Annotated in this window: 15 protein-coding genes; 14 read left to right on the top strand and 1 reads right to left on the bottom strand. The window is 46.1% G+C overall.

Annotation, left to right across the window (positions count from 1 at the left end; genetic code table 11):
• The first annotated feature begins 51 nt into the window (after positions 1 to 51).
• The 14 genes from IL355_RS10705 (at position 52) to IL355_RS10640 (ending at position 10,887) form a co-directional block, all read left to right on the top strand.
• The gene (locus tag IL355_RS10705; protein ID WP_192462090.1) at positions 52 to 390 is read left to right on the top strand and encodes a P-II family nitrogen regulator; all 339 of its coding nucleotides are present in this window, start codon (positions 52 to 54) and stop codon (positions 388 to 390) included.
• 15 nt (positions 391 to 405) lie between these two features.
• Positions 406 to 828 (top strand): Fur family transcriptional regulator, encoded by a 423-nt coding sequence (locus IL355_RS10700; RefSeq protein ID WP_034260660.1) that lies wholly within the window; start codon positions 406 to 408, stop codon positions 826 to 828.
• A gap of 37 nt (positions 829 to 865) precedes the next feature.
• Positions 866 to 1,216, top strand: coding sequence for a SpoIIAA family protein (locus tag IL355_RS10695; RefSeq protein ID WP_034260657.1), 351 nt, complete (start codon positions 866 to 868; stop codon positions 1,214 to 1,216).
• A 109-nt stretch (positions 1,217 to 1,325) separates the two neighbouring features.
• A complete protein-coding gene (locus tag IL355_RS10690; protein WP_192462089.1) occupies positions 1,326 to 2,099 on the top strand; it encodes an AlbA family DNA-binding domain-containing protein in 774 nt (257 codons plus the stop codon).
• Between the two features lie 81 nt (positions 2,100 to 2,180).
• The gene (locus IL355_RS10685) at positions 2,181 to 2,543 is read left to right on the top strand and encodes a SpoIIAA family protein (RefSeq protein WP_192462088.1); all 363 of its coding nucleotides are present in this window, start codon (positions 2,181 to 2,183) and stop codon (positions 2,541 to 2,543) included.
• Positions 2,540 to 4,474 carry a heavy metal translocating P-type ATPase gene (locus tag IL355_RS10680; RefSeq protein ID WP_192462087.1) on the top strand — a complete coding sequence of 645 codons (1,935 nt, stop codon included), beginning with the start codon at positions 2,540 to 2,542 and terminating at the stop codon, positions 4,472 to 4,474. Before IL355_RS10685 ends, IL355_RS10680 begins: the two co-directional genes overlap by 4 nt.
• 80 nt (positions 4,475 to 4,554) lie before the next feature.
• Complete coding sequence (locus IL355_RS10675; protein WP_192462086.1) at positions 4,555 to 6,543, top strand: heavy metal translocating P-type ATPase; 1,989 nt, start codon at positions 4,555 to 4,557, stop codon at positions 6,541 to 6,543.
• A gap of 40 nt (positions 6,544 to 6,583) precedes the next feature.
• Positions 6,584 to 7,018 carry a Fur family transcriptional regulator gene (locus IL355_RS10670; RefSeq protein ID WP_192462085.1) on the top strand — a complete coding sequence of 145 codons (435 nt, stop codon included), beginning with the start codon at positions 6,584 to 6,586 and terminating at the stop codon, positions 7,016 to 7,018.
• Positions 7,019 to 7,106: 88 nt separating this feature from the next.
• Entirely contained in the window at positions 7,107 to 8,510 is a 1,404-nt protein-coding gene (gene lpdA, locus IL355_RS10665) for a dihydrolipoyl dehydrogenase (RefSeq protein ID WP_192462084.1), read from the top strand.
• An 18-nt stretch (positions 8,511 to 8,528) separates the two neighbouring features.
• A complete protein-coding gene (locus tag IL355_RS10660) occupies positions 8,529 to 8,738 on the top strand; it encodes a hypothetical protein (protein ID WP_192462083.1) in 210 nt (69 codons plus the stop codon).
• Between the two features lie 43 nt (positions 8,739 to 8,781).
• On the top strand, positions 8,782 to 9,582 hold the full coding sequence (locus tag IL355_RS10655) for a cation transporter (RefSeq protein WP_192462082.1): 801 nt from the start codon (positions 8,782 to 8,784) through the stop codon (positions 9,580 to 9,582).
• Between the two features lie 228 nt (positions 9,583 to 9,810).
• Positions 9,811 to 10,443, top strand: coding sequence for a cation diffusion facilitator family transporter (locus IL355_RS10650; RefSeq protein WP_192462081.1), 633 nt, complete (start codon positions 9,811 to 9,813; stop codon positions 10,441 to 10,443).
• Between the two features lie 81 nt (positions 10,444 to 10,524).
• A complete protein-coding gene (locus tag IL355_RS10645) occupies positions 10,525 to 10,698 on the top strand; it encodes a hypothetical protein (protein WP_192462080.1) in 174 nt (57 codons plus the stop codon).
• A 12-nt stretch (positions 10,699 to 10,710) separates the two neighbouring features.
• Positions 10,711 to 10,887, top strand: a complete 177-nt coding sequence (locus IL355_RS10640) for a hypothetical protein (protein ID WP_192462079.1) — start codon at positions 10,711 to 10,713, stop codon at positions 10,885 to 10,887.
• Positions 10,888 to 10,916: 29 nt separating this feature from the next.
• Here the strand turns inward: IL355_RS10640 and IL355_RS10635 are convergent, their stop codons facing one another.
• Positions 10,917 to 16,268 (bottom strand): PQQ-dependent sugar dehydrogenase, encoded by a 5,352-nt coding sequence (locus IL355_RS10635; RefSeq protein ID WP_192462078.1) that lies wholly within the window; start codon positions 16,266 to 16,268, stop codon positions 10,917 to 10,919.
• Positions 16,269 to 16,706: the final 438 nt, after the last annotated feature.

The raw sequence follows: 16,706 nt of genomic DNA, 5'->3' as shown, positions 1-16,706 counted from the left end.
GTTAAAATTAAAAAACAAGCTCGGTTCAAAATCGATTAAAAATTAAAAAATATGAAGGAAATAAAAGCATTTACAAAACCGAACCGAATCCAAAGAGTAATTGAAGCCCTATCAGATAATGGGTTTAAAAGTATGACCCTTTCTCAAGCAGAAGGCACCGGTGCATTCAAGTCAAAGGGAGCAAGACCGTCGTTGGATTTTCATATTACCGACAGTCCAGTGGTCAAGCTAGAATTGGTTTGTCAAAATGAGGAAGCCCAAGCTGCCATTGAAATAATTTTAACAAATGGTAAAACGCCCGAACCTGGCGACGGAATTATTTATCTATCTGATATTGAGGATGCCTTCCAAATCAAAACAGGTGAATCCCTAAAACGGTACGACCTTTAAAACCCAGTGATAGAAATGGAAAAAATAGTCCAACTTCTGGAAAGCAAAGGCATAAGACCAACAGCTATGCGGCTAATGACTTATAAGCGTTTGGCAGAATTAGAGGTGGCCATTAGCCTTGGCGATCTGGAAAAGGATTTTAAAATATCTGAAAGGAGCACCCTATTTAGAACAATGAAAACCTTTGAAGATAAAGGCATTGTCCACCAAATTGAAGATGGCACAGGAGTATTAAAGTACGCGCTATGCGAAGAGAATTGTGAATGTGAGGTTGGCAACGACCTGCACCTGCATTTTCATTGCAGCAACTGCGATGAAACCGTTTGCCTCACAGAACATAAAATACCACAAATCAATCTACCGGAGGGTTATATCACAGAAGATATCAATCTGGTTGTAAAAGGTGTGTGTGAGAAGTGCAGTAGGCAATCAGACTAGTTAATATCAAGAAATATAAACCATAAAAAATCCTATTATGTTAGCGATTTATAAAAAAGATAATATTCTATACGCATTGGCAGAAAATGGTATGGACGAAGATGATGCCACAATGTTATTAACGGCTGTTAGTGAGCATCTTGAAAAATACAAAAGTGCTGCTTGGTATATAGAAGTCAGTGAAGTCAAAAATACAAGGCATCAAACTGTAGAAAATGAAATGGAATTCAAAATTCCAAAACAAGACCATTTAAAAAAAGTGGCACTTGTAGGTAGTATAGAATGGCAGGAAGAATTTACCAAAAATCTTTTGCCATTCTCTGAGGCACATATTAAATATTTTCATTCGGAAGATAAAGAACTTGCTAAAAGCTGGATTGAAAAATAACGATGGCGAAATAAAATATTGAATTTTTTAAAATGAAAAAGTGTGTAATTAGGAATTCCGAAGAAAAATGTAAGAATCCCAAGATTTAGATAGTCAAGGTTTAAAAAAAATGGTTTACAGGAAAAAAATAGCGTTCATAATAATAATTGGCTTTCTCTTTGGACTGTTCATCATTCAGCCCTTGGGACTATCACTTTACTTATATGATGAAACAGGAGATACTGGTAACTGGTACGCACTTTTTTTAGCAACCATTAAAAACACGATACGTTTTGGTGATATAGACCAAATATTTAAAAATGTTTTGTTCGGGATTATGGGCAGTAGCCTTACCCTTATGGTTTTTCTAAGAAATAAAATTTTCATTTTAACAAAGAAAAGGATTGACGGCAATACAATTATAGAGCTTATTAAAAATGGCGAAAATCAGTTTGTAGAGTTCAAGGCTACCTTGAGGTGGGATTTACGTCAATCCAAAGTGAATAAACAGTTGGAGTTTGTTATTGCCAAGACCATTGCGGGCTTTATGAACACCAACGGTGGTAAATTGCTTATAGGAGTAGACGATAACGGCAACATCCTCGGTCTAAACCAGGATTTTGAAACTTTGAAAAAACCGGGTACAGATGGTTTTGAGCAATACCTGATGCAGTTGATATCTTTAAAATTGGGCACCCATTTATGTACGGCTGTAAATGTATCTTTTTACAGATATGGAGAAAATGACGTGTGCTACATAGAAATAGACCCGGCCAAAACACCAGTCTATCTAAGTCAAGACGGGAGGTCACGGTTTTATATTAGAACGGGCAACGGAACGCGCGAACTCGATTTGCCCGAAGCCATCTTGCACTTAGGAAAAGAGAAGGCGCTTTATAATTAAGAAAAGTAAGTGTAGGCCAATGGATATTTGCACATACAATGCAGTAATATTTTAAATAGATTAATATAAAGATATACAAATATGGTACAGATTATAAACTTGGAACAGGAACACCTAATTGCCGCTAAAATCAGCGGGAAACTTACGGAAAAGGATATGGAAAAGATGCATCCGCTTATCCACAACATCATAGAAAAAGGGCATAAAGTGGATTTCTATTTTGAAATGGAAGATTTTAAAGGCTATACCCTTAAAGGCTTTTGGGAAGACCTAAAGATTGATTCGGCTCATTTGGAAGATTATGGCAAGATGGCCTTTGTGGGCAATAAAAAATGGCAGGAATGGGCCGCGAAGGCAACTGATTTTTTCATAAAGTCTGAAGTTAAATTTTTTGATATTAAAAATAAAGAGCAGGCAATGACCTGGGTCTCAACAAAAGGATGAAAAAGAAAAAACTACAGCTACGGGAGCTAAAAGGGAAACAGTCCACTGTAATTTCAGCGAGCGAAAAAAAGCTCAAAACCTATTTACCGGCAATTTTCAGCTTTGTGATGCTCATAGTTGGTATTGCCATTGACTATTTCGATGCCTTTCCTTTCTTTAAGGGATGGGTTAGGATTGTGTGGTACACGGTGGCCTACATCCCTGTTGGCTTTCCCGTCATCAAGGAGGGATGGGAAAGTATTAAAAATGGCGATTTTTTTACGGAATTTTTCCTGATGTCCATCGCAACCTTGGGAGCATTTGCCATAGGCGAATATCCAGAGGGCGTTGCCGTGATGTTGTTCTATGCCGTGGGCGAACTGTTCCAAAATGCTGCCGTAAACCGTGCCAAAGGAAACATCAGGGCACTTCTGGATGCACGACCGGACGAGGCATTGGTCTATCGTAATGGGGACTTCGTTTCCGTCAATCCCGAAACGGTCAATATTGGCGAGAAGATACAGGTACGGGTGGGCGAAAAAATCCCGTTGGATGGCAAACTGCTATCAAACAAAGCATCGCTCAATACAGCTGCCATTACTGGCGAAAGCAAACCCGACACCATAACACAGAACGAAAAAGTCTTTGCGGGAAGCATCAATCTCGACGGTGTCATCGAAGTAGAAACCACCAAGAAATTCAAGGACAGTTCCATCGCCCGTATTCTGGAGATGGTACAGAATGCCACGGCCCGGAAATCAAAGACCGAATTATTTATTAGGAAGTTTGCACGGATTTATACGCCCATCGTGGTTTTCCTTGCTATCGGACTCACTTTGTTACCATACTTTTTTGTCGATGAATATGTGTTTAGGGATTGGCTATACCGAGCTTTAATTTTCTTGGTGATTTCCTGTCCTTGTGCCTTGGTCATTTCCATTCCACTGGGCTATTTCGGCGGTCTGGGTGCGGCATCGCGCAACGGAATCCTGTTCAAAGGTGCATCCTTTCTCGATGCAATGACCAAAGTGAATACTGTGGTGATGGACAAAACCGGAACCGTTACCAAAGGGGTCTTTAAGATTAAGGAAGTGATTAATACATCCGCTTTTGCGGAAGTGGAATTTATGAAATACCTGATGGCGATGGAAGAACAATCCACCCACCCCATTGCAAAGGCAATTCTGGAATACAAAGCGGACGGTACTGATTTTAAGGCATCCGAAGTTTGTGAAGTTGCCGGTAAGGGATTAAAGGGCACAGTCAACCATAAGCAGGTCTTGGTCGGCAACAAAGCATTGATGACTTCCAATAGTGTTGATGTTCCACCTGAAACCGATGCAATAGTCGAATCTATAGTGATGGTCGCCATCGATGGAAAATTCGCAGGCTATGTGACCATTGCCGATGAACTTAAGGAAGACGCGCATCACACCATTCAACAGATTCGGGAGGCCGGAATAGCTAAAATCATAATGCTCTCTGGAGATAAGGATTCCATAACCCAACAAGTTGCAAAGGAACTGAATATTGATTGGGCCAAAGGCGGCTTGCTACCGGAAGATAAGCTCAACGAGGTCGAAAAGCTCAAAGAACAACCTGAATCTACGGTAGCATTTATGGGCGACGGCATCAACGATGCACCCGTGCTCGCAGCCAGTGATGTGGGTATCGCAATGGGCGGTTTGGGCAGCGATGTGGCCATAGAGACCGCAGATGTCATCATTCAGACCGACCAACCAAGCAGGATGGCCCGAGGTATCCAAATTGGACGCTCAACACGCCGTATCGTATGGCAAAATATTGGTCTTGCTTTTGGGGTAAAAGGGATTTTCCTGGTTTTGGGTACCATCGGTTTGGCTACGATGTGGGAGGCTGTGTTTGCCGATGTAGGGGTTTCGTTCGTTGCCATTCTCAATGCAATACGTTTGCAAAAAATGAATTGGAAATAGTAAAAGTGTTACCCTTTAAACAAAATACAAGCCCAAGAGCGGATTAAACCTGAATCAACAATAACAAAAATAATGATAATATGAAAGACAAGGAAAAACACAGCAAAGATGATGCCCACAACCACGACCACGGTGGCATCTTCGGTAAAAACACGGAGCTCTATTTTGCGATTTTAAGTGGGGTCACACTAATTACAGGTTTCCTGTTGGAAAAATATTCAGGGGTTTCAGCGAACATCCCTTTTGGGCTCTATATTGCAGCCTACTTTTTTGGTGGCTTTTTTACCCTCAAAGAGGCCGTTACCAAAGTTGCCAAGGGCGAGTTTGAAATCGATTTCCTGATGCTGGTTGCAGCTGCAGGAGCCGCCTATTTGGGTGAATGGGCAGAAGGTGCCTTGTTGCTGTTCCTGTTTAGTCTGGGTCACGCACTGGAAAACTACGCAATGGGCAAGGCAAAAAAGTCCATTGCAGCATTAACAGACCTTGCGCCTAAAACCGCACTATTAAAGAAGGATGACGATACCGTTGAAGTCGGTATAGAAGAGTTACAGATAGGTGATACTATCGTGGTACGCCCAAACAGTAAAATATCTGCCGATGGTGTTATTGTAAAGGGCAATAGTAGTATAGACCAGTCACCCATTACCGGGGAAAGCGTTCCGGTGGACAAAACACCAATAGAAAATCCCGATAAGGAATATACAGCAAAAAGCGATATCCCGGACGAGAACCGTGTTTTTTCTGGAACTATCAATGGCAACAACACCCTTGAAATAAAGGTAATCAAAGAGGCAAAAGATTCTACTCTCAACCGCTTGGTCACTATGGTTCAAGAGGCCCAGGACCAAAAATCGCCCACACAATTGTTGACCGACAAGTTTGAGCGGTACTACGTGCCATCGGTAATCTTATTGGTCATACTATTGAATTTTGCTTTCCTGGTCATTGATGAAACGTGGAATGAAAGCCTGTACCGTTCCTTGGCGGTACTTGTGGCAGCCAGTCCTTGTGCCTTGGCTATATCTACGCCATCTGCTGTATTGAGTGGTGTAGCAAGAGCAGCACGAGGCGGGGTTTTGATAAAAGGCGGCCGCCCCTTGGAAGATTTAGGGGTACTTACCGCTCTCGCTTTTGACAAAACGGGAACACTTACCGAAGGAAAACCAAAACTCACCGATGTGAAAACTCTGGGCAACATTGAAGAAAAGGAGTTTTTGGAAATTGCGGTCGCGGTGGAAGAACTCAGCGACCATCCCTTGGCGAAAGCCGTGGTTCGGGACGGAATGGAAATGCTCGGAAAGGACAATAAGATACCCGATGCCGATAATCTGGAAGCTATTCAGGGCAAGGGTATAAAGGCGAGCTATCAGGAAAGCCCTGTCTTTATAGGCAATCTGGAACTCTTTGAGGATATAGATGATGGTGTCCCCGATAAAGTCTCGGAAAAGGTAAGAAACCTCGAAGGTGAAGGCAAAACCACGATGCTAATAAAAAGGGGCGATGAATTTATAGGGATGCTCGGGCTAATGGACACCCCAAGGGAAAAGGCCAGGGAAACCCTTTCGCAACTGAAGGAAATAGGCATCAAGAAGATGATTATGCTTACGGGCGACAACCAGAAAGTGGCCGACGCTGTAGCGGAGGAAATCGGGCTGACAGAAGCCCGTGGTAGCCTGCTGCCCGAGGAAAAAGTGGAAGCCATCAAAAAGCTTGCGGAACAGGAAAATAAACTGGCAATGGTCGGCGATGGTGTCAATGATGCCCCTGCTATGGCAAACAGCACCGTTGGCATTGCAATGGGTGCAGCGGGAAGCGACGTGGCCTTGGAGACAGCAGATATAGCGCTGATGGCCGATAAACTGGAAACCCTACCCTTTGCCATTGGTTTGAGCAGAAAAGCAAAAGCTATTATCAGGCAAAACTTATGGGTAAGTTTGGGGGTTGTAGCCTTTTTAATCCCTGCGACCATAATGAGTTGGGCAAGTATCGGCATAGCCGTGGCGGTTCACGAAGGCTCTACATTGGTAGTGGTGGTCAATGCATTGCGCTTGCTCGCCTATAAAAAATAAATCAAATAAAAGAGATTGGTTTTGAATCAAGTTTAAAAAAATGACCAAAGCGGAAAAAATATTGTCAAATCACGGTATTCGCCCTACTCAAATGAGGTCCAAGATATACAGGTATCTGAGAAGGAAGCAAAGTGCTGTGTCCTTTTCCGATTTAAAAAAGGTCTTTGCTGAGAAGAGCGAAAACAATAAGACAGCAAACAGAACGACCTTTTATCGCAACCTCAAGATTTTTGAGGATAAAGGACTTATTCATCAAGTTAATGATGGAACCGGAATGGCAAAATTTGCGATTTCTGGTGAAAATACAAAAAGTAAATACGGTACGGATTTACATCTGCACTTTCATTGTACCGAATGTAAAAAAACAATCTGTTTGCCAAATAAATTACCGGAAGAAAGTTTGCCAGATGATTATAAAATAAACGATGTCAACTTGGTATTAAAAGGGATATGCGTGAAATGTAATGAAAAATAAAAGGTGGGAGTTCCAGAACTTTGAACACTTGCGCCCAAGAGTCAAGTTCAAGGTTCTTCCACCTTATTTAACCCAAAAAAATACAATTATGGAAAAATATGATATAACAATTATTGGTTCTGGTCCGGGTGGCTATGTGTGTGCCATACGTGCCGCACAATTGGGTTTTAAAGTGGCCATAATCGAAAGGTACAGCACCCTTGGCGGCACTTGCCTTAACGTGGGTTGCATCCCATCAAAAGCCTGGTTGGAAGCCTCGGAACATTACCACAAGCTCAAACACCAATTCGAAGATTTCGGCATTGATGTCAAGGAGGCGAACGTAGATATTGCAAAAATGAACCAAAGGGTTCAGGACGTCGTGGGGGAAATCATCAATGGGGTAGCCTACCTTATGAAAAAGAACAAGGTTACCGTTTATGAAGGCCACGGAACCATCAAGGACAAAAACACCATTGAAATTAAGGGCGAAGGCAAAACGCAAACCATAGAAACCGATAAGATGGTCATTGCTACCGGGTCGAAACCCGCATCCCTGCCCAATATTGAAATAGATAAAAAAAGGATTATTTCCTCTACGGAAGCCCTTGCCCTCAAAGAAATCCCCAAACACTTAATGGTCGTTGGAGGTGGGGTCATTGGGGTCGAGATAGGTTCGGTTTTCGCCAGGTTGGGTTCAAAGGTTTCCATCGTAGAGTATTTTGATGGGCTTATCTATACAATGGACAAATCTTTAGGGCATCAATTGTACAGGTCCCTAAGGAAACAGGATATCGAGTTCTATCTGGAACATAAGGTCACAAAAGCTGTGGCGGCAGAAGATAAAGTCACCCTTTCGGCTCAGAATAGAAAAGACGAAAAGGAAATGCAATTGGAAGGCGATTATTGCCTTATGGCCATAGGCAGAAAACCATATACCGACAATCTGGGCCTGGAAAACCTGGGAGTGGAAACCAACGATAATGGACAGATAAAGGTAGATGACAACCTGGAAACCAATGTAAAAGGGGTCTATGCCATTGGAGATGTAGTCCGTGGGGCGATGCTCGCCCATAAAGCCAGTGAAGAGGGTATTTTTGTGGCCGAACGCATTGCGGGACAAAAACCGCATATCAAATATTCCCTCATACCAAACATTGTCTATACACAGCCAGAAGTGGCCGGCGTGGGCCTTACCGAGGAGGAACTTAAGGAAGCAGGTAGAGCGATAAAAACGGGCTCGTTTCCTTTCAAGGCCAATGCAAGGGCCAAGATAAGTATGGATACCGACGGCTTTATAAAAGTGATTGCGGACAAGGAAACCGATGAGATTTTGGGCGTTCATATGATAGGTCCACGTATAGCCGATAGTTATACGGAAGCTGTCGTGGCGATGGAATTCAGGGCAGCGGCAGAAGATATTGCACGGATGTCCCACGGACACCCCACATTTTCAGAAACCTTTAAGGAAGCCTGCTTGGCCGCTACCGAAGACCGGGCGTTGCATATATAAAATTATAAAAAAACGACGATGAAGAAAATTCAGAAGCTAACCCAAGAAATCAACGAATTGACAGTAAGGATTGAGCAGGAACATCCCGAACTCTATCGCTATTTAGATGAGAATCCCATAACTATTCCCGTAGATGATGAAGCAAAACCGACCATTAAATCGTTCACTGATTATTTGGAGAGCTTAAAATCGATTTTGGAAAAATATATGGAATCCCATAATAAGTAAAGATTTGAAACACCAAACGTAGAATTTAATACAGATTAATCAAATGTCCACCATAAACAAAACCACTTTTAAGGTCAGTCAAATGGATTGCCCTTCCGAAGAGCAGATGATACGGATGAAACTGGAGTCAAATCCTCAAATCAAATATCTGGACTTTGACATTTCAAATAGAAGGTTGGAAGTGTACCATCAGGGGAATGCCCAAGAAATAAACGTGGAATTGGGTGCATTAAAACTGGGGGAAAAACTTTTGGGAACAGAAAAGGCGGAAACACCTATGGCCGAAGACGAGACCAACCAAAAGAAAATTCTTTGGTGGGTCCTGTACATCAACTTCGGGTTTTTTGTCATCGAGATGACTACCGGATGGATTTCGGCCTCAATGGGCCTTATTGCGGATTCGTTGGATATGCTGGCAGACTCCATCGTGTACGGACTGAGTCTCTTCGCCGTAGGTGCCGCTATTTCAAGAAAAAAGAAAGTGGCGAAAATCAGCGGGTACTTTCAAATGGGCTTGGCCCTGCTGGGATTTTCGGAAGTGGTTAGAAGGTTTCTGAGCAGTAGCGAGACCCCTTTGTTCCAATGGATGATCATCGTTTCCATTTTCGCCCTTATCGGCAACCTTGTTTCCCTATGGCTGATAAACAAGGCCAAAAGCGAGGAAGCGCATATGCGGGCCAGTGCGATTTTCACATCGAACGATATTATCGTAAACGGCGGGGTAATACTGGCAGGGGTGCTGGTTTATTTTTTGGACAGTAAATGGCCCGATTTGGTCATTGGCGGTATTGTGTTCGCTTTTGTGATGCGTGGGGCCATTAGAATTTTAAAATTGTCGAGGTAAGTCTTGACTGAACTCAAATCAACAATTGGGTACAGAATATATTCGGTACTGGCCTGGGCCATTTGTCAGTTTCCCGAATTATTGATTTATCCCCTTGCTTATAACGCTCCTCGGAAACGATTGCTAATATGAAAATAAGAACAAGCATCTGAATCCAATACCAGATCTATAGAAGAATCTGTTTTACGGACGGAATGAGAAAAAATAAGCTGAGCATTAATATGAATTATGGAAAAGACTAGAAAAGAGAATCTTAAAGAAGCAAGAACACTTCAAATTTGGAACGTTATATACGACGTCATCGAAGTGGTCGTTTCCCTTATTGCCGGAATCACGGCAAACAGTTCGGCGTTGATAGGTTGGGCTCTGGACAGTACCATCGAGGTAATAAGTGCCGCAACCTTGGGATGGCGCTTACACGGCGAACTCAAGGGAATAGATGAAGAAAAGGTCAAGCGTCGCAAGAAAATTACCTTGAACGTAATCGCGGCATCGTTTACCTTGGTCTGCATCTTCATTTCTTATGACTCGATTACGAAGCTTATCAATAAAGAAACGTCAAGTTGGAGCACTTTGGGTATCGTTATCCTATTGGTTTCATTGGTAGTAAACCCTATCTTGATCTATTACAAAAGAAAATACGGAAACAAACTGGAAAGCCCGGCATTGTTGGCCGATGCGAAAGACACCTTCATCTGTCTCTATCAGACGGTTGCAGTACTTACCGGTTTACTACTGGTCAGATGGTTGGGTTGGTGGTGGGCCGATCCCGTTGCGGCCTTGCTTATCGTACCATATGCCGCCAAAGAAGGTTGGGAGGCCTTTAGCAAAGCCAAAGACATCAACCATGACGTCAAATAAAAAGACTGCAATAGAAATAAGAACTTTAGACCTTTTACTTTCTACCGGTAATTATTTTTAAGTCTTGGAACCTTTTGATGGATGAAAAACGAACTTTTTAAGGAATACTCCGATAGACTGAATATTTTGGATGAAAACATCCGAAAATTGAGTGTTAGTTATGCCCGGGAATTCCATGGATTGGGCCAGTGTTCCAAGGAAGAAGCCCTCGAACGGGGGATAGCAAAAGCCGAGATGGAAAGTCGTAAGCTCTAACCGAAACACATTATGGATTGGACATTCGAAGATTTCAAGACCAAGCTCGATCGACTACAACCGTCAGTTCGGAAGAAAGCTTGTGATATTGCTATAGAATTGGTCAGAAATAACGATTACTCACTTGAGGAGGCCATTACGGAGGGTATTAAACAGGCGGAAGAATGGTTCTATGACCTGGAAGGATAGGATGAAATCCATTCTGCCGCCTGTGCCTGTCAGTTCTTGACCAACACCTTTAGCGTCATCGGTTCGCCTTGGTTCATCTCGATCTCAAGAAAGTAGAGCCCGTCCTTTAGAATGTGCAACGGAACGTGGTAGGTGGTGTCATTTACAATTATTTCTTCGGGTTTATAGCTGTTCAACAGGCGACCTTGCATACTGTGTACATTCACACCGAGTACCATAATGTCATCGGGCCGGTTCATGATCCGGATAGACGCGATACCGTCTTTGGGCGGATTGCTTTCCAATAGTACCCCCATCATTTCCCCTTCTGGTGTTTCCCCGACCACAATGGTAATCGTATCCGTAGCGGTGATACCCCCCGAATCGGTCACGGTAAGCTCCACTTCGTAGGTATCCTCCGCCAAGAAAGAATGGGTCGGATCGGCCTCCGTAGAGGTGTTGCCATCCTTGAAATCCCAGAGATAGCTGGCGATATCGCCGAGGGAATTGCTTCCGGTAAAATTGACCTCCAAAGGAGCCTCGCCCGCAGTCGGGTCGGCCTCGATAATTGCCGTTAGCCCATCTTCTCCGGGATTGCCTTCCCCCATCGTTACCCTAACAGTGTCGAAGCCGGTATCGCCCTCATCGTCGGTCGCGCTCAAACGGAATACATATAGGCCTTCAATGGCGCTGCTGACCGTAAGTTCGGGCGTATCGATTCCGGAAAGGGTAGCCGTGCTTCCTTCAGGTGCACTCTGCTCTGTCCATAGATAGGTGACGATATCGCCCCCATCGGGATCATTCGCCGATCCGGATAGGGTAAAGGCCGTATCCAATGCTACGATTCGGTCTTCCCCAGCGTCCACAACTGGTCCGTTGTCCTCGACCGGGTTCGTTGTATTTTCGTAGATCCGCGGGATTCGGTCATTGAGCCATCCATTGGAGATAACGTCAAGATCGCCATCGTTGTCGATGTCCGTAACCCGGGCACCGTCATGGTGTTCCAGATCAAGTCCGCCATCGTCCAGTACGCGCAGTGCGAACTCCCCGGATCCGCAGAGGTCGTTCTCGAAGGCGATGAGGCGTTTCTGGCCACGCCATTCCCCTACCACGATGTCCTGGTCCCCGTCAAAATCGAGATCGACGGCGAAAACGCTCAGACTTCCGTTGATATCGGTATCGAGTATGTTGCGTTCCCAGGGCTGGGTCGGGTCGGAAGGGGCGGCGAACCAAGAAAATTCGGTTACGTTGCCCGAGCCACCCAAGCTCAATTGGCCCACTACGGCATCAAGGTCGCCGTCACGGTCAAAATCCGCCAACTGGGCACGATCTGGCGTGCTGGCATAGGTGATGCCCGTGTCAAAGGTCTCGAAATTGTTATTACCGTTGTTCCGTAGCCAGTTGATACCCTGAAAAAGGTCTAGGTCACCGTCGCGGTCGATGTCTCCGGCCTGTATGTCCTCCCCGGAGGAATCCGGACTGATGTCCACCAGGCTCCAAGTTTCGGTCGTAATGTTTTCCTTATCGGGTGGCGTCAACATCTGTACGGGCGAACCGGTCTGTTCGGCGCCGTTCCAATTGATGGCCATCTGATAGGGCCCGCCCACATCGAAGACCCCTCCGGCCAAACCGGCCAAGAAAGGCTCCGAATAATCGGTATCCCCTTCAGGGATATTATTGAAGACCGTAAAGTTGCCCGATCCGTCGTTCTGGGCCCAGACCAGTACGGCATTGGTGTAGGTGCCCGTGGTTCCCAAAAGGTCCATATTGCCGTCGCCATCAAAATCGTACACATGGGCCACGTTCCCGAAACCGTCGCCGATGGTGTTCTTGACCCAATTGCCCGAAGCCGAACCGGGATTCTTGTACCACCATCCGCCCGTGACGATATCCTTTAGGCCGTCACCGTCAAGGTCGTCATCGGCAAAGGTATAGACCGAGGTATAGGGATTCGCTTCCAACTGGTGCACCGCCCATGACCCAGGGAAGGGCGTTTCGTTACAGGTAATCTCGCCGGTCACGTTTACGGTGACCTCGTCAAAAATACCGGTTCCGGTGTGATCGGCATTGAAAAGCTCTACCTTGATGGTATGTTCCCCGAGAGAAAGGCCATCGATCGGAATGGGTTCGTATTCATAATAACGATTTACAAGAACATCATCGATATAATAGTGCAGGTGGCTATCGCCCTCCCTGACCACCCAGTTCTCTACCCTAAAAGCCACTTCAAAAGGTTGGTTGACGTTCCATCCGTTGGAAGGGGAGGTGATCGTTATATCGACATCTTCAGCCGGGCCGCCCTCAAAGGTGTCCGGCGAGAGTATTTCTATACCGCTTATTTTGGGGCTTTGGATATTTCCGTTCAAGAGGATACTGGCAAAACCGTCCGTTATCAAAATGTTGTCGAATTCCTTGGTCAGGGCGGTGGCCGGTTCGGTTTCCGCCAAAATGTCGAAATCCGTCAGCACCTCCTGTCCTTCGATGACCACATTGAAGACCCGCGAGCCAGGACCTCCCTCCGCACCACCGGGCACCCCGAAATAGATTTCGGCAAAATGAAGTCGCACATCGTATTCGCCGGATATCCCTACCGGAATCTCATATCCGAAACCTCCCGTGCCAGTCGCAAAGCGCTCGGTCTGGTAGAGGGCATCCCCTGCGGTATTCTCGATGGGCACTTCTTCAGAATATACCGCTCCGCCCGAACTGTACTGATCGGCGATAAAAATATCACCATTAATCGTGATATCTCCCCCACCAGCATTAATACGGGTTTCCTCGAAGACCGAGAAGGCGAAACTATCCGTAAGTATAGGTAGTCCTCCGGTATTCTCGACCTTGCTGACCGTAAGCGTGTAATCGATGGAGGTGGACATGGCCGTTGTGTTAAGAACCACCGTTCTGCCGTCGGACAGCAGGGTGGCCGAGCTTACACTTATCCCGTTATCAATAGCATAGTTGGCCGAAGACCCCGCCGTATTGATATCAACGTATTCATTGAACCGGACGCGAACCTCGTCATTGCCGTTCAGTTTGACGCTACTAACCTCTGGAGGCGAGTTGTCTATAGATACCCCGTTACCAAGGAACTCGACGTAGTTCAAGCGAAAGATATCCTGCGTCGAACCGCCCTTGAACACAAAGAACAGGTCGTTCTTTCCGCCGGGATCGGTAATCGGGCTCTGTATCTCTACCCATTCGTCCTTTCCGCCCGTGTCGGGAACCGTGGTGGTCGCAACCAGGTTACCGGTGGGGCTGCCCGTTCTGAACTCGATGGTGCCCCCGGCGTTTTCGGAAGCGACGAGGTACTTCACGGCGTTCATGTTCAGGAGATTTCGGCCCTGAAAGGAAATATAGCCCTCGTTATCGACCTCTATGGCACTACTGCCACCGTCCAATTGGGCCGTATTGTTGATGGTTTCCGTGCCGTTCTGGGTATCGAAGAACTCGGCTTCCTTACGCTTGGGATGCAGGCGTATCTGATCCCTGGAGGTAAGCCCCCCGGCATCTTGGTAGCTGGCCCCCAGCACGAAAAAAATATCCTGTTCGCCATCTATATTATGGTCCGTATCGTCGATGGTCAGTCCGTTCGTACAGGCATCGGTCGTCGGGCCGTCGTGAAAATGGTTCAGGTGGCCCAAGGAGGGTACCACATCGACTTCCCCACAGGCAATGGCCCCGTCATTGGGGTCGTTCACGGACAGGTTCAGTTCGAAATCATCGTTCCAATCGAAGAGGCCGCCGTCGGGCGGATAGGCAAAATCAAAGTTTGCGGTAGAATTGCCCGCGAAGATGGTTACGGTCTTGGAGCCTACGCCACCTTTTCCGTCATCGACCTTAAGTTGTGCGGTATAGGTGCCGGCTTCGGTGTAGGTGTGGGAAACGTTCGCGGTCGTAGCATCGACCGTACCGTCTACTTCAAAATCCCATGCGTAGTTCAATGGAGTATCACCGTTTGGATCCGTGGTTGCGTCGCCTGTAAAGTTTACAGTAAGGGGGAGCGGGCCATTGGTCACGTCCGTTTCCAAGACGACGTTCGGCGGGGAATTTGTGGTAATACCGGTATAATCTACCCGGATGAGCTTACCAGATCCCACGTTATCGGGGCAACAGCCCGCACCATAGGCCAGGATGTACATCTTACCGTCGGGGCCGACATCGATGTCCATATATCCGTCGGCATTGTTCCCACTACCGGGTAGCACCGATTCGGCGAACCGATCATCGGAAACGATGTTGCCCTCCGCATCCATCTCCACGGCCCAGACCCGACTCGTATTAAAGTCATAATAAAAGAAAAGTCCGTCCAGTTCCTGCGGAAGCCGCTGTTCGTCGGTCAGGCCGGGATCATACTTGTACCGAAAACCGGCCAGGTAACATTTGTGGAACTTTTCTAGCCACGCGGGTTGCGCGGGAGGAAGCTCCGTGGCACCGGTATTCCAGGTAGATATATTGACCGGGGCGTTGGGGTCGTTGTAGTAGGGGTCGTCGGCATAGGTGATGAGATACGGATCATTGTCCTCGCCCGAAAAGTAGGGCCACCCATAGTTACCTGGACCCTTGGTCAAATTGATTTCGTCGAGGCCTTCGGGGCCGAGTTCGGTCGGGGCGTTCGCGTCGGGACCTACTTCCGCCCAAAAGAGCCAGTCGCTGTTCTGGCGGTCGACATGGATACGGTAGGGATTACGGGCTCCCATGACATAGATTTCGGGTCGGCCCTGGTCGGAATTTTGGAACAGGTTGCCCGGTGGAACGGTATAGTTAGCACCTTGACCCGGTCTGATACGCAAAATCTTACCCCGCAAGTCGTTGGTGTTCGAAGAGCTCTTCTCCGCACTGTAGTCGAGTCTTTCTTCGTCCAAGGGCGAAAACAGGTTGGGATAGGTATTGTTGTCACCCGTAGCGATGTACAGGTTGCCCTCGGAATCGAACTCCATGTCGCCTCCCGAGTGGTATAGGGCCGTTCGGGTGGTCTCCCATTGCAACAAAATCTCCTCGGAACTGAAATCTACCGTATCGCCGTTAAGGGTAAAACGAGATACGCGGTTCCCTATAAAGTCCACCGGTGAGTAGTGGAGGTAGATTTTCTGGTTGTTCTCGAAATCGGGGTCGACGGCCACACCGACAAGGCCGTCTTCCAGCTCATGGAAAACGGGAAGCTGCCCCGCGGAAACCGTGACCTGCGTATCGGGTTTATATATCAAAATCTCACCGTAGCGATCGAGCAATACAATACGCCCGTCGGGCAGGAACTTAAAACTCGTGGCATTTTCCAGACCGGTGACCAGCTCGACCTTGACAAAATCATCGGGCAGTTGCGCTTTCATCTGGAAAGGTGCCCCGGTCAGAAACCAGAACGACAGAAACAAAGTATAAAAATAGGAGGGGTATGTTTTTTTCATTTTCCAAAGTGCTTATAACCAGTTCGTCGGTCAAGAATTTCTCGAAGGCAAAGATATGTAAATAACATGTTTATGGGTAAAGACCCTACCGGTTTTCGATATAATCGAACCGATTGTCGATTAAGTACAATATTGTTCTTAAAAGGGCGAAGCCTGAATAATTCATATCGGTTTATAAGAGGATTTCAAACTAACGATACTCGTGAAAACAGGGAAACCTTCGAACAAGGCCACCTATGCAGGAGTATTGATGGCTATAGCTGCATCAAAATGTCGTAAAACCCCGGTTTTGGCATTGGTAGCCTAAACAAGTGGTATTGCGTACACTTTTTCTGGGATGGAACCTTTTCGACCTAATCTAATCGGCATAACATTCCTTTTTTTAGTCTTTGCCTAATAATAGAAAATAATACCGTAAACACAGGAGGACATTGACTG

Source organism: Euzebyella saccharophila (assembly GCF_014855495.1).
In the GTDB taxonomy this organism is placed as follows: domain Bacteria; phylum Bacteroidota; class Bacteroidia; order Flavobacteriales; family Flavobacteriaceae; genus Euzebyella; species Euzebyella saccharophila.
This window is presented reverse-complemented; position numbering and strand designations above follow the sequence as displayed.

Coding starts and splice junctions, on each gene's coding strand:
- IL355_RS10705 (WP_192462090.1), top strand. CDS start 52: ATGAAGGAAATAAAAGCATTTACAAAACCGAACCGAATCCAAAGAGTA.
- IL355_RS10700 (WP_034260660.1), top strand. CDS start 406: ATGGAAAAAATAGTCCAACTTCTGGAAAGCAAAGGCATAAGACCAACA.
- IL355_RS10695 (WP_034260657.1), top strand. CDS start 866: ATGTTAGCGATTTATAAAAAAGATAATATTCTATACGCATTGGCAGAA.
- IL355_RS10690 (WP_192462089.1), top strand. CDS start 1,326: ATGGTTTACAGGAAAAAAATAGCGTTCATAATAATAATTGGCTTTCTC.
- IL355_RS10685 (WP_192462088.1), top strand. CDS start 2,181: ATGGTACAGATTATAAACTTGGAACAGGAACACCTAATTGCCGCTAAA.
- IL355_RS10680 (WP_192462087.1), top strand. CDS start 2,540: ATGAAAAAGAAAAAACTACAGCTACGGGAGCTAAAAGGGAAACAGTCC.
- IL355_RS10675 (WP_192462086.1), top strand. CDS start 4,555: ATGAAAGACAAGGAAAAACACAGCAAAGATGATGCCCACAACCACGAC.
- IL355_RS10670 (WP_192462085.1), top strand. CDS start 6,584: ATGACCAAAGCGGAAAAAATATTGTCAAATCACGGTATTCGCCCTACT.
- lpdA (WP_192462084.1), top strand. CDS start 7,107: ATGGAAAAATATGATATAACAATTATTGGTTCTGGTCCGGGTGGCTAT.
- IL355_RS10660 (WP_192462083.1), top strand. CDS start 8,529: ATGAAGAAAATTCAGAAGCTAACCCAAGAAATCAACGAATTGACAGTA.
- IL355_RS10655 (WP_192462082.1), top strand. CDS start 8,782: ATGTCCACCATAAACAAAACCACTTTTAAGGTCAGTCAAATGGATTGC.
- IL355_RS10650 (WP_192462081.1), top strand. CDS start 9,811: ATGGAAAAGACTAGAAAAGAGAATCTTAAAGAAGCAAGAACACTTCAA.
- IL355_RS10645 (WP_192462080.1), top strand. CDS start 10,525: ATGAAAAACGAACTTTTTAAGGAATACTCCGATAGACTGAATATTTTG.
- IL355_RS10640 (WP_192462079.1), top strand. CDS start 10,711: ATGGATTGGACATTCGAAGATTTCAAGACCAAGCTCGATCGACTACAA.
- IL355_RS10635 (WP_192462078.1), bottom strand. CDS start 16,268: ATGAAAAAAACATACCCCTCCTATTTTTATACTTTGTTTCTGTCGTTC.